This window comes from Asticcacaulis sp. W401b, assembly GCF_046503825.1.
In the GTDB taxonomy this organism is placed as follows: Bacteria; Pseudomonadota; Alphaproteobacteria; order Caulobacterales; family Caulobacteraceae; genus Asticcacaulis.
The window spans coordinates 364,848-376,798 of the sequence record NZ_JBKFEE010000002.1 but is presented as its reverse complement, the minus strand read 5'-3'; the positions used below and the strand labels follow the sequence as shown (position 1 = coordinate 376,798).

Annotated in this window: 10 protein-coding genes; 4 read left to right on the top strand and 6 right to left on the bottom strand. The window is 61.3% G+C overall.

The window, feature by feature from the left end; translation table 11 throughout:
- The first annotated feature begins 26 nt into the window (after window positions 1-26).
- Together ACK8OE_RS06450 and ACK8OE_RS06445 are read left to right on the top strand one after the other, a co-directional pair.
- Complete coding sequence (locus ACK8OE_RS06450) at window positions 27-317, top strand: DUF1330 domain-containing protein (protein WP_410271865.1); 291 nt, start codon at window positions 27-29, stop codon at window positions 315-317.
- A gap of 189 nt (window positions 318-506) precedes the next feature.
- The gene (locus tag ACK8OE_RS06445; RefSeq protein ID WP_410271864.1) at window positions 507-2,534 is read left to right on the top strand and encodes a methyl-accepting chemotaxis protein; all 2,028 of its coding nucleotides are present in this window, start codon (window positions 507-509) and stop codon (window positions 2,532-2,534) included.
- A gap of 61 nt (window positions 2,535-2,595) precedes the next feature.
- On the opposite strand, the gene ACK8OE_RS06440 is transcribed toward ACK8OE_RS06445, so the two are convergent.
- The 5 genes from ACK8OE_RS06440 to ACK8OE_RS06420 all read right to left on the bottom strand — a co-directional run bounded on the left by ACK8OE_RS06440 (window position 2,596) and on the right by ACK8OE_RS06420 (window position 7,509).
- A complete protein-coding gene (locus ACK8OE_RS06440; protein WP_013477796.1) occupies window positions 2,596-2,871 on the bottom strand; it encodes an ATP synthase F1 subunit epsilon in 276 nt (91 codons plus the stop codon).
- A gap of 61 nt (window positions 2,872-2,932) precedes the next feature.
- Complete coding sequence (atpD, locus tag ACK8OE_RS06435; RefSeq protein WP_126421871.1) at window positions 2,933-4,378, bottom strand: F0F1 ATP synthase subunit beta; 1,446 nt, start codon at window positions 4,376-4,378, stop codon at window positions 2,933-2,935.
- Between the two features lie 10 nt (window positions 4,379-4,388).
- On the bottom strand, window positions 4,389-5,258 hold the full coding sequence (locus ACK8OE_RS06430) for a F0F1 ATP synthase subunit gamma (RefSeq protein ID WP_126421873.1): 870 nt from the start codon (window positions 5,256-5,258) through the stop codon (window positions 4,389-4,391).
- Between the two features lie 142 nt (window positions 5,259-5,400).
- The gene (gene atpA, locus ACK8OE_RS06425) at window positions 5,401-6,933 is read right to left on the bottom strand and encodes a F0F1 ATP synthase subunit alpha (protein WP_126421875.1); all 1,533 of its coding nucleotides are present in this window, start codon (window positions 6,931-6,933) and stop codon (window positions 5,401-5,403) included.
- Between the two features lie 21 nt (window positions 6,934-6,954).
- Window positions 6,955-7,509: a F0F1 ATP synthase subunit delta gene (locus ACK8OE_RS06420; RefSeq protein ID WP_290797148.1), complete on the bottom strand. Its 555-nt coding sequence runs from the start codon at window positions 7,507-7,509 to the stop codon at window positions 6,955-6,957.
- Window positions 7,510-7,850: 341 nt separating this feature from the next.
- Here ACK8OE_RS06420 and ACK8OE_RS06415 point away from each other — a divergent pair, with 341 nt between their 5' ends.
- Entirely contained in the window at window positions 7,851-8,651 is an 801-nt protein-coding gene (locus ACK8OE_RS06415; protein WP_410271863.1) for a TerC family protein, read from the top strand.
- 118 nt (window positions 8,652-8,769) lie between these two features.
- The gene (locus ACK8OE_RS06410; protein WP_410271862.1) at window positions 8,770-9,621 is read left to right on the top strand and encodes a hypothetical protein; all 852 of its coding nucleotides are present in this window, start codon (window positions 8,770-8,772) and stop codon (window positions 9,619-9,621) included.
- A 43-nt stretch (window positions 9,622-9,664) separates the two neighbouring features.
- Here the strand turns inward: ACK8OE_RS06410 and ACK8OE_RS06405 are convergent, their stop codons facing one another.
- Window positions 9,665-11,860: a primosomal protein N' gene (locus tag ACK8OE_RS06405; protein WP_410271861.1), complete on the bottom strand. Its 2,196-nt coding sequence runs from the start codon at window positions 11,858-11,860 to the stop codon at window positions 9,665-9,667.
- Window positions 11,861-11,951 lie beyond the last annotated feature (91 nt).

The window sequence follows — 11,951 nt, the reverse complement described above, 5'->3', positions numbered from 1 at the left end:
CAACCCAAAATCGAGGAGCCTCCCCCATGCCCAAAGCCTATATCATCGCTCAGGCCAAGGTCACCGACCCCGAATCCTACGCCAAATACGGCGCTGGGACCAAAGCGCCTGCCGAAGCCTTCAACATGACGCCGCTGGCGCGCGGGGGCCGCTCGCAGGTGCTGGAAGGCGAAGGTTTCCCGCGCGTCGTGATCCTTGAGTTCCCGTCTTATGAGGCCGCGCTGGGCTATTATAACTCGCCGGAATATCAGGCCGCCCGCGAACACCGCCTGAACGCCGCCGAATTCAACATGCTCGTCGTCGAAGGCGTGGAATAGCCCCTGCGACGCTCTGTCGCAAAATGCGGCACACAAAATAATCCATTATTATCAATAATATAAACATCAAGCGGTGCGCCAGACCGGCAAACAGGTGTGGGCGTACCGCTACGCATAACGCCGTTAACCTTTGTTTATAATCTGAGGCACAGGATACGCCCAAAAGCGTTCTGATCAGGGAAGTGCCTCATGTTTTTCAAAAGAAATGTCACTCCGGCGCAGCGCGCGCCTGAGCCGATCCTTGAGGCGGCCCCGCCACCGCCGTCCAGCCTGCCTTCCGAAGCCATCCGCATTCTGCGCAGCGACAGCCGTCTTAGCCAGATCGCGCCCGAACAACTCCGCTTCGGGGCACGACCCGCCGCTTTGGTGCTGGCCTTTGTGTCGCCGCATGTCACCTTCGAAGAGGTCTGCCGCCGCCTCAAAAGCCTTGCTGGTGACGCGCCGCTGATCGTTTCCACTTCCGCAGGTGAACTGTGCGCCCAGAACGGCGAAGCCCCCTATTGTCCAGCCGGCAATGGTTGGGACAATGTGGTCATTCAGGCCTTTTCGCCGGACCTGATCGCCGGGGTCAGCCTCCATAGCGTGCCACTTTACTGCGACGACATCCGTAAGGGGCACGCCACCCTGTTGCGCGCCGAACGGGTGGACAGGATCGCCGAGGCCCTGAACCGTTTGCCGCCCACCGCACCGATCAGCGCGCAGGAGACCTTCGCCCTGACCTTTGTGGACGGCGCCTCGCTGTCGGAAAGCTATTTCATGGAGGCCGTCTACAAGAGCGGGCGCTTCCCCTGCCTGTTTGTCGGCGGATCCGCCGGCGGCAAGATGGACTTTCAGAAAACATGCCTGTTTGACGGGCAACGCGTGCTGGAAAACCACGCGGTCTTCGCCCTGGTCCGCATGGCCCCCGGCAAGCGCTATGGCGTGCTGAAAAGCCAGAATTTCCGCAAGATCGGACCGGCCTTTGTGGTGGTCGATGCCGACCCCAACAAGCGCACAGTCAGCGCCATCTATGATTCGCAGCGCAATCAGGTGGTGCCCTTTGTCGAGGCCCTGTGCCAATCCCTGCGCATCAAACCGTCAGAATTGCAAAAGACGCTGGAAGGCCGCGCTTTCGGTATCGAAATCGACGGCGAGCTGTTCGTGCGCTCGGTGGCGCAGATCGACTTCGACAGCGGCAGCGTGACCTTCTATTGCGATGTCGGGTCGGGCGACGAGCTGATCCTTCTGGAAACGACCGACTTTGTGGAGCAGACGCGCAAGGATGTGGCGCAATTCCTGCGCGACAAGCCCAAGCCCGTCGGAGCCCTTCTCAATGACTGCATCCTGCGTCGTGTGACCAATGACAACCGCCTCAGCCAGACGGGGGGCATCTGGCCCGCCCCTGTGGCCGGGTTTTCGACCTTCGGCGAACTGTTCGGCATCAATATCAACCAGACCCTGAGCGCCATCGTCTTTTTCGATGTGGGGCACGCGGCCTATCAGGATGACTTTATAGACAACTTCCCCATCCACTATGCGCGCTTCGTCAACTATTTCGCCCGCTGCAAGCTCAATCGCGCCGAAATCCTCAACAAGCTGCGTAGCGGGGTTATCGACACCATCGCCCAGCACGTCGGGCTGACCGGCAAGATCGAATCCGCCCTGACCGAGATCGGGGACGTGGGCAAGGTGATGGACGGCATCAAACACGCGATGGACAGTGACCGCCGCGCCGTGGCTGGTCAGGACAACCACACCGAACAATTGTCGCAGGAGTTCAGTACGCTGAACACCGCCCTGTCGAACCTGCGTCAGGTCCTGTCGGTCATCGATTCCATCACCTCGCAAACCAATTTGCTGGCGCTCAATGCCACGATCGAGGCGGCGCGCGCCGGTGAGGCCGGGCGTGGCTTTTCGGTGGTGGCGGGCGAGGTCAAGAAACTGGCCAGCGACACCAAGTCGGCCCTGACCCATACGCAATCGGCCATCGGCGGCATCGAAGCCTCGCTTCAGCAACTGGGCGGTATCATCGAAGCGACGCGCACGCAGTTCGGCGAGGAAAGCCAGCGCTATCGCGACACGGTCGCCCATATCGAGGACATCTTCGCCCAGAGTGGCCATATTGAACGCACGCTGGGCGGGCTCAACCACGTCGTCGAGGAACACCACGAAGGCATGTCCGAGGTCAGCCGCTCTATCGACTTCCTCCGCAATCTCGATCAGCGCGCGCGAGCCTGAGAAATCAAAACCCCGCCGGAGCGATCCGACGGGGTTTTTTATAGTGGCTTGTCAGAACGGTTTAGTGGACCGTTTCGACATATTCCTCGGCGCGTTCGGCCAGGATGGTGATGCCTTCGGCATTGACATCGGCGAAGCCGCCGATGACCTGAAACATGCGCTTCTGGTCGCCGTTGAGGATGGTCACCGTGCCTTCGGTCAGGGTCGTCATCAGCGGCGCGTGGCCCGCCAGAACGCCGAATTCACCTTCGGAACCCGGCGCGATAACCTGATCGACGTCACCGGCAAAGAGTTCCTTTTCCGGGGTCACCAGCGAAACGTGAAGTTTGTCAGCCATAATCGCTGCCTTTCACACTACCCTGCCAAAGCGCCGTGCGGCGCTCAGGCAGGTGTTTAAATTAAGCTTCTGCCGCCAGACGTTCGGCCTTGGCGATGGCTTCTTCGATGCCGCCGACCATGTAGAAGGCCGCTTCCGGCAGGTGGTCGTAGTCACCGTTGCACAGACCCTTGAAGCCCTTGATGGTGTCTTCGATCTTCATGAGCACGCCCGGCGTGCCGGTGAAGATTTCAGCCACGTGGAAGGGCTGCGACAGGAAGCGCTGGATCTTACGGGCGCGAGCCACGATCAGCTTGTCTTCTTCCGACAGTTCGTCCATGCCGAGGATGGCGATGATGTCCTTCAGGGCCTTGTACTGTTGCAGGATTTCCTGAACGCGCGTGGCGACCTGATAGTGCTCTTCGCCGACGATGCGCGGATCAAGGATACGCGAGGTCGAGTCGAGCGGGTCAACGGCCGGATAGATGCCCTGTTCGGCGATCGAACGCGACAGAACGGTCGTGGCGTCGAGGTGGGCGAACGACGTGGCAGGCGCCGGGTCGGTCAGGTCGTCGGCGGGCACGTATACGGCCTGAACCGAGGTGATCGAGCCCTTCTTGGTCGAAGTGATGCGCTCTTGCAGCTTGCCCATTTCGGTGGCGAGCGTCGGCTGATAGCCCACGGCCGACGGAATACGACCCAGCAGAGCCGACACTTCCGAACCGGCCTGCGTGAAGCGGAAGATGTTGTCCACGAAGAACAGCACGTCCTTACCTTCCTGATCGCGGAAGTACTCGGCCTGAGCCAGACCGGTCAGGGCGACGCGGGCACGCGCGCCGGGAGGCTCGTTCATCTGACCATAGACGAGGGTGCAGCGCGAATTGCCGCCACCGCCGTGCTCGTTCACCTTCGACTCGATCATTTCGTGATAGAGGTCGTTGCCTTCGCGGGTACGTTCACCGACGCCGGCGAACACCGAATAACCGCCGTAGGCCTTGGCGATGTTGTTGATCAGTTCCTGAATGGTCACGGTCTTGCCGACGCCGGCGCCGCCGAACAGGCCGATCTTGCCGCCCTTGGCATAGGGGCAGATCAGGTCGATGACCTTGATGCCGGTGACGAGGATTTCAGCCGCCGTGGCCTGATCTTCGAAGGCCGGGGCGTCGGCGTGGATCGGGTTGAAATAGGTGGTTTCGATCGGACCGGCTTCGTCGATCGGCTCGCCGATGACGTTCATGATGCGGCCAAGCGTCGCCGGGCCAACCGGCACGGTGATCGGAGCACCGAGGTCGGTGACTTCCTGACCGCGAACCAGACCTTCGGTAGCGTCCATAGCGATGGTGCGCACGGCGTTTTCGCCGAGGTGCTGGGCGACTTCGAGCACCAGACGCGCGCCGGAGGCGGTGTTGGTGGTTTCAAGCGCGTTCAGGATGGCCGGCAGGTTGCCGTCGAACTCGACATCGACGACGGCGCCGATGACCTGAGAGATGCGGCCCTTACCGGCCGTAATTTGCTGATGAGCGGTCATGGGAGTGTCCTTAGAGAGCTTCGGCACCGGCGATGATCTCGATCAGTTCGGTCGTGATCTGGGCCTGACGTTTACGATTGTATTGAAGATTGAGCGCGTTGATCATCTCGCCCGCATTGCGCGTCGCATTGTCCATGGCGCTCATCTGGGAGGCATAGAAGCCCGCATTGTTTTCCAGAAGCGACGACAGGATCTGAACCGTCAGATTGCGCGGCAGCAGGGTTTCGAGGATCTCTTCTTCCGACGGCTCGTAGCTATAGACCGCGCCACCGGAAGTATCTTCGGCAGAGGCTTCGATCTGAGCCGGGATCAGCTGCTTGGCCGCCGGGACCTGAGAGATCACCGACTTGAACTGGCTGTAGAAAAGGGTGACGACGTCGGCGCGGCCTTCGTCGAATTCCTTGAAGATGGCTTCGGCGATGGGCTGAACCGTCGTGAGGTCCAAAGCCTTGCCCAGCTCGAAGCTTTCGACGAACAACTCGCCGAACAGACGCTTGAGCTGATCACGGCCCTTACGGCCCACGGTGATCACACGCACCGTCTTGCCTTCGGCCAGCAGCGCACGGATGTGGTCACGCGCGGCGCGGGCAATGGCGGAGTTGAAGCCCCCGGCCAGACCGCGGTCAGCGGTGGCTACGACCACGAGGTGCTTTTGCGTCGAACCCGTACCGGCCAGCAGCAGCGGCGCGGCATCACCCGACACGCCCTTGGCGAGGTTGGCGATGACCGAGGCCATGCGTTTGGCATAGGGGCGCGCGTTTTCCGCCGCATCCTGAGCCCGCTTGAGCTTGGCGGCGGCGACCATTTGCATGGCCTTGGTGATCTTCTGCGTGGCTTTCACGCTTCCGATCTGATTGCGCATGTCCTTAAGACTTGCCATGAAAAGATTCCCTCAAAACAAAATCTTCGATTTTATTTTGGTTCATATCGGCGGATCAAATCTTGGGCCAAAGACTTGTAACTGGCCTGCGATTTGATCCGACTTTTTATGTCATGGCCTGAGGTAAACTCAGGCCATATTCTCAGGCGAAGTTGGCGGCGTAGTCGGCCACGATGGCCTTCAGCTGCTCTTCCAGTTCCGGCGTCAGGGCCTTCTTCTCGCGGATGGCGGTCAGAAGATCGACGTGCTTGCCGCGCAGAAGCGACAGGAACTCACGCTCGAAGCGACCGACATCGCCCACCGCGACCTTGTCGAGGTAACCGCGGGTACCGGCATAGATCACCGCCACCTGCTCTTCGACCTTCAGCGGCGAATATTGCGGCTGCTTCAGAAGCTCGGTCAGGCGCGCACCACGGGCCAGCAGGCGCTGCGTCGCGGCGTCGAGGTCCGAACCAAACTTGGCGAAGGCGGCCATTTCGCGATACTGGGCCAGGTCGCCCTTGATCGAACCGGCAACCTGCTTCATCGCCTTGATCTGAGCGGCCGAGCCAACGCGCGACACCGACAGACCGACGTTCACGGCCGGACGGATGCCCTGATAGAAGAGGTCGGTTTCGAGGAAGATCTGACCGTCGGTGATCGAGATCACGTTGGTCGGGATGTAGGCCGACACGTCGTTGGCCTGGGTTTCGATGATCGGCAGAGCGGTCAGCGAACCGGCGCCGTTTTCGTCGTTCAGCTTCGCGGCGCGTTCCAGCAGGCGCGAGTGCAGATAGAAGACGTCGCCCGGATAGGCTTCGCGGCCCGGCGGACGGCGCAGCAGCAGCGACATCTGACGATAGGCGACGGCTTGCTTCGACAGATCGTCATAGATGATCAGGCCGTGCATGCCGTTGTCGCGGAAGAACTCGCCCATGGCGCAACCGGCGAACGGCGCCAGATACTGCAGCGGGGCCGGTTCCGACGCCGTAGCGGCGACGATGATGGTGTAGTCGAGCGCGCCATTTTCTTCCAGCGACTTGACGATCTGGGCGACGGTCGAGCGCTTCTGGCCGATAACGACGTAGATGCAGTACAGCTTGGCCGACTCGTCGGTGCCGGCGTTGGCGGCCTTCTGGTTCAGGATGGCGTCGATGGCGACGGCGGTCTTACCGGTCTGACGGTCACCGATGATCAGCTCGCGCTGGCCACGGCCGACGGGGATCAGGGTGTCGATGGCCTTGATGCCGGTCTGCACGGGCTCGTGCACCGACTTGCGCGGGATGATGCCGGGGGCCTTGACGTCCACGCGGCGGAATTCGGTCGCTTCGATCGGGCCCTTGCCGTCGATCGGCTCACCCAGCGGGTTGACGACGCGGCCCAGAAGGCCCTTGCCGACCGGCACCTGCACGATTTCGCCGAGGCGGCGGACTTCGTCGCCTTCGCGCACTTCGCGGTCTTCGCCGAAAATAACGACGCCGACATTGTCCTTTTCTAGGTTCAGGGCCATGCCCTTCACGCCCGCCTTGGGGAAGGAGACCATTTCACCGGCCTGAACCTGATCCAGGCCGTGCACGCGGGCGATACCGTCACCGACCGACAGAACCGAACCGACGTCCGAAACGTCGGCTTCTTCGCCGAAACCGGCAATCTGAGCTTTGAGGATGGCCGAAATCTCGGCAGCACGAATGTCCATTGGCATGCTCTTTTTGGCGTCTTACGCCCGCTTGAGGGCAAATTTAAGGGAGTCGAGTTTGGTTTTAAGCGAAGCGTCGAACAGGCGCGAGCCGACGCGAACCTTGAGGCCGCCCAGCAGCGACGGATCGACCGTCTGGCTGAGGACAGGGTCCTGACCGAGCGCGGTACGCAGCGCGGCCTGAAGACCGGTCACCTGCTCATCGGTCAGGGCCGTGGCGGAAGTGACCACCGCCGAGACGATACCCTTCTTGGCATCGTACAGGCGGGTGAAGGCGGTGATGAGGCCAAAGACCTGATCCAGACGGCCATTGTGCGCCATCAGACCCAGCGCCTTCAGCGTCAGGGCGTTCGGCGTGGCCGTGTTGAGAACGGCGGTCAGGCCCTTCAGTTTGTCTTCGGACTTGAAGGCATGGGAGGTAACGAGACGGCGCAGATCCTTGCTTTCGATCAGCAGCGCCTTCAGGGTCTTGAGGTCCGCCTGCACCGCATCGAGTTGACCGGCGGCATCCGCCAGTTCGAATACGGCCTTGGCGTAACGCTCACCGACCTCTGTTTCTCTAAAAATATCGCTCACGATAACTTCCAGCCAAAGAAATAAGTGGAATGGGCTTTTCCGGGAGCCGGCGGGGCGCACTAAAAACAACAGGCGCGCAAAAACAACCGGCCTTTCAAGCCGCGCGCCTCTTAGCATGGGGTATGACCCACCGCAACCAACCAAAAAGCATTTTTCACTTTTCTGTGACCATGCGCCGTTCACAGGTCGTGTCGCCTTTTTTCAACCACAAGCCGCCTGAGCGCAAAAAGATAAGGATGTTATCGTTCGCAATCGATTTCGCAGTTACGCGAAACATTGCCGCCTTACGTCGCAGCGTTTATCAAGAGCAATCGTTTTTAAGCCTTTCCGAGAAAGCTCTCATGGACCTTATGGCCCTTTTGTCTGACCCCGCCGTCTGGGCGGCCCTTGTCACCCTCATCGTGATGGAGGTCGTGCTCGGCATCGACAACCTCGTCTTTATTTCCATCCTGTCCAACAAACTGCCGGAGCAGGACCGTCAGAAGACCCGCCGCCTGGGTATCGGGCTGGCGCTCATCATGCGTCTGGGCCTGCTTCTGACCATCGGCTGGATCATCGGCCTGAAGGCTGAGGTGTTCAATCTGGGGCTGGTCGGACCCGTGGGCGAACACGGTGAGCCGATGTTCGAGACGTCTTTCTCGTGGAAAGACATGATCCTGATCGCCGGGGGCCTGTTCCTGGTGTGGAAGGCGACCAAGGAAATCCACCACACGGTCGATCCCGCCCCCACCCACGACGTAATGGACGCCAAGAATGCCACCATCAACAATGCCGGGGCGGCCATCGTGCAGATCATCCTGCTCGATCTGGTCTTCTCGGTCGATTCCATCCTGACGGCAGTCGGCATGACCGAGCACGTGCCGGTGATGATGATTGCGGTCGTGGTCGCGGTCATGGTCATGCTGCTGGCGTCTGACCCGCTGGCCCACTTTATTGAAAAGAACCCGACCGTTGTGATGCTGGCGCTCGGCTTCCTGCTGATGATCGGGACGGTGCTGATCGCCGAAGGCTTCGGCGTCCATGTGCCAAAGGGCTACATCTACGCCGCCATGGCCTTCTCGGCGATGGTCGAAGGCCTCAACATGCTGTCGCGCAATGCCGCCAAGAAAAAGGCCGCGCAATCGCCCGATCCGCAGATCTGATTACCAGAGTAATCGCAGCGAATGCCGCCCCCGGCCCGCCGCCGGGGGCGTTTTGCGTCTTCAACACTCGGTTAAGCCTGTTCCGTTAAGCTAACCGCGTTAGCAGAAGGCTCAACAGATGAATATTGGCACCTCCGGCATCAGCGGTCAGAACACCGCGTCCGCCACATTGACCGACCTGAACGACCGGCTGAAACTGGCCAAGGCTCAGAAGGCGCAGGCACAGAAAACCGCTGCTGACACCCTGAATGAGATGCCCAAAAAGACGCGCGACGATGCACGCGCCCGCGCCAAGGCCAAGGTGATGCAACTGGTCGAACGGCTGAAGATCATCAAGGAACTGGGCAAGAGCGATCCGAAAATCATGGCCAAGATGCTGGCCAATCTGATGAAGGAACTGAAGGCCGCCGTGAAGGACTACGCCAAGGCCGGTGGTAACGACATGGATGTCAGCGGCTTCAGCGCGGCCCAGAGCACGGCCAGCCAGCCCGTTCCGGACTCAGACGCAGAGACAGAATCGACCGCTGAAACCGAATCTACGGAGGCTGCCAAAGAGGTCGCCGTAAGCGGCGACACGGACTCCGTGACGGAGGATACAGCGGCGGAGGCTACGTCCACCGCTGAAACGGATGCCTCAGGCGAAGCGCCCGCGCCCTATATCCCGACCCCTGCCGATATAAAGGGTGCCGCCGAAGCCTATGTAAAGACCGAACGTCAGCGCGCCGAGGGCGAACTGATGGAGGTCAATGACTTCATGAAGCAGGTTCGCGGTCTGGTGAAGGTGGTGAAGGACCTGTTTGAAACGGCCAAAATCAAACTGGCCTTTCAGAAGGTGGACAAGGACACGGTCGAAGCCTTCAAATCCTCCGGCAAGGATATGGAGGAGATCGACAAGGTGCTTCAGGACCTCAACAAGGGACTGGATGACGAACGCGCCGTCTATGGCCCCCGCGCCGCTATTTATGCGTGATACCAACGCCCGAAAATGCTGACGCATCCAGCCGTCGGTGTAATTAAAGGAAACTGTACGGCTCGATATCGGTCACTACGCGTACGGCATTGGGGGCTTTCAGGCTTTTCAGCCAGGCGCTCATAAAGCCCTGAAGGTCGCGGTTGCGGTCAGCCCGGACGAGAAACCGCTTGCGCCACATGCCGCGCACAAGGCTCAAAGGCGCATCGGCGGGGCCATAGACGTCGATGCCTTCGGTATTGGGGATGGCCAGGGCCAGTTCGCGCGCATAGCGATTGAGCAGGCCATTGTCCTTGGCCGAGAGGATGACCGCCCCCAGCCGGCCAAAGGGCGGAAATTGCGCGATGTCGCGGCTCATCTGCTCATAGGCATAGAAGGCCTCGCGGTCCTGCGCCTGCAAGGCCTGCATCACCGGATGCTCCGGCGTGTAGGTTTGCAGCAGGGCACGGCCCGGCTTGGCGGCCCGACCGGCGCGACCGGCGGCCTGCGCCAGAAGCTGAAACGTTCGTTCCGCCGCGCGCAGATCACCGCCCTTCAGGCCTAAATCGGCATCGACAATGCCCACCAGCGTCAGATTCAGGAAGTTGTGCCCCTTGGCGGCGGCCTGCGTGGCGATCAGAATGTCGATCTCATGGTTTTCCACCCGTTTGATCAGGGCCGCCGACGAGTCGGCATCCGGCGTGGTGTCCGAGGAGAAGATTTCGGCGCGCGCGTGCGGGAAGCGTTCCTGCACCTCCTCAAGGATGCGCTCGACCCCCGGTCCGATGGCGGTCAGGCTTTCGAGCGCGCCGCAATGCGGGCAGCGGTCGGGCTTTTTCATCGAAAAGCCGGTCAGGTGGCAGACCAGCCGCCCCGTCGCCCGGTGTTCGACCAGCCACGAATCGGTCTTGGGTGAGGTCATGCGCTCACCACAGGCCCGGCACAGGACCAGAGGCGCGTAACCGCGACGATTGAGGAACAACAGCACCTGTTCGCGCCGTTGCAGGGTGGCCAGTATCTCCCCCACCAGTTGGTCGGACAGCCAGAAGCCCTTTTCCGGCGGGTGGGCCTTCATGTCGATCAGCGCAATATCCGGCAACTGCGCCGTGCCGTGGCGGCTTTCCAGCCGTACCCACTGATAGCGGCCCTTCTGGGCATTGGTCAGGGTTTCCAGAGACGGGGTGGCCGAAGCCAGCACCACCATGAAGCCGTCACGATGAGCGCGCATCACCGCCAAATCACGGGCCTGATAGCGCACACCCTCTTCCTGTTTGTAGGAGCCGTCGTGTTCTTCGTCGATGACGATGAGTTTGAGATTCGTATAGGGCAGGAACAGGGCCGACCGCGCGCCTACGATCAGGCGCGCCTCCCCTGTGGCCACGCCGTCCCAGATGCGCCGGCGCTGCGACGGCGAAACGGCTGAGTGCCACTGCACCGGCGGCACGCCGAAACGGCTTTGCAGACGCCCCATCACCGCCGTGGTCAGGGCGATTTCCGGCAGGAGGACCAGCACTTGAGCCGTCGGATCATCGCGCAGGACCCGCGCCACGCTTTCGAGATAGACCTCGGTCTTACCCGAACCGGTAACGCCATCGAGCAGGACCGGCGCAAAGCCCTGACGTTCCCATTCGTTTTGTAGCAGGCGGTCGGCCGCGGCCTGATCGGCATTCAGGCTGGGCGTCTTATGATCCGGGTCGGGGGCGGCGAAACCTTCGCGGCTCAGCTCGACCTTTTCGAGCCAACCCTTCTTTTCAAGCGTCTGCACCACACCCGGCGTCACCCCCGCCGCCTGTGCCAGCTCCGCCGCTGTCAGGGGCAGGACGGCCAGTTCCAGCACGCGCGCTTGCTTGGCGGTCGGTTTGAGCGCTTCGACCGCACGCCGCACATAGCCGTGGCGGGCTTGCGCCTTGGGGGTTTTGAGCGCCTGCAAGCAGCCTTTGAGGAAGGTACCGGGCGCCGTCAAGGTCCAGGCCGCCGCCCACAGCCAGAAGCGCAGGCTCGCCTCCGGCACGCGCGGGTCGTCGATGCGCGCAGCAACGGGTTTCAGCTTGGCGGCTTCGGCGCTGTCGTACAGCTCGACCACCACGCCGCGCACTTTGGCGTGGCCCAGCGGCACCCACACGTGATCGCCTACACTGATGTCGAAATCGTCCGCAATCAGGTAGTCGAGCGCCGTGTCCATGGGGGCCAGCACCACGACCTTTGCCCGCCGGGTCGCAACGGCGGGGGCTTCGATCAGGCTGTTGGCGGGACTGTCCATAAGATTTTAAGCATTAACCATAGAATTGACTCATCCCCACGGCTTTTTTATGCCATCACTTGTGTCAACGCCAAGTTTAACCGGCCGTTTA

Excerpts from the sequence above, each read along its gene's own strand:
- ACK8OE_RS06450 (WP_410271865.1), top strand. The coding sequence starts at position 27 with ATGCCCAAAGCCTATATCATCGCTCAGGCCAAGGTCACCGACCCCGAA.
- ACK8OE_RS06445 (WP_410271864.1), top strand. The coding sequence starts at position 507 with ATGTTTTTCAAAAGAAATGTCACTCCGGCGCAGCGCGCGCCTGAGCCG.
- ACK8OE_RS06440 (WP_013477796.1), bottom strand. The coding sequence starts at position 2,871 with ATGGCTGACAAACTTCACGTTTCGCTGGTGACCCCGGAAAAGGAACTC.
- atpD (WP_126421871.1), bottom strand. The coding sequence starts at position 4,378 with ATGACCGCTCATCAGCAAATTACGGCCGGTAAGGGCCGCATCTCTCAG.
- ACK8OE_RS06430 (WP_126421873.1), bottom strand. The coding sequence starts at position 5,258 with ATGGCAAGTCTTAAGGACATGCGCAATCAGATCGGAAGCGTGAAAGCC.
- atpA (WP_126421875.1), bottom strand. The coding sequence starts at position 6,933 with ATGGACATTCGTGCTGCCGAGATTTCGGCCATCCTCAAAGCTCAGATT.
- ACK8OE_RS06415 (WP_410271863.1), top strand. The coding sequence starts at position 7,851 with ATGGACCTTATGGCCCTTTTGTCTGACCCCGCCGTCTGGGCGGCCCTT.
- ACK8OE_RS06410 (WP_410271862.1), top strand. The coding sequence starts at position 8,770 with ATGAATATTGGCACCTCCGGCATCAGCGGTCAGAACACCGCGTCCGCC.
- ACK8OE_RS06405 (WP_410271861.1), bottom strand. The coding sequence starts at position 11,860 with ATGGACAGTCCCGCCAACAGCCTGATCGAAGCCCCCGCCGTTGCGACC.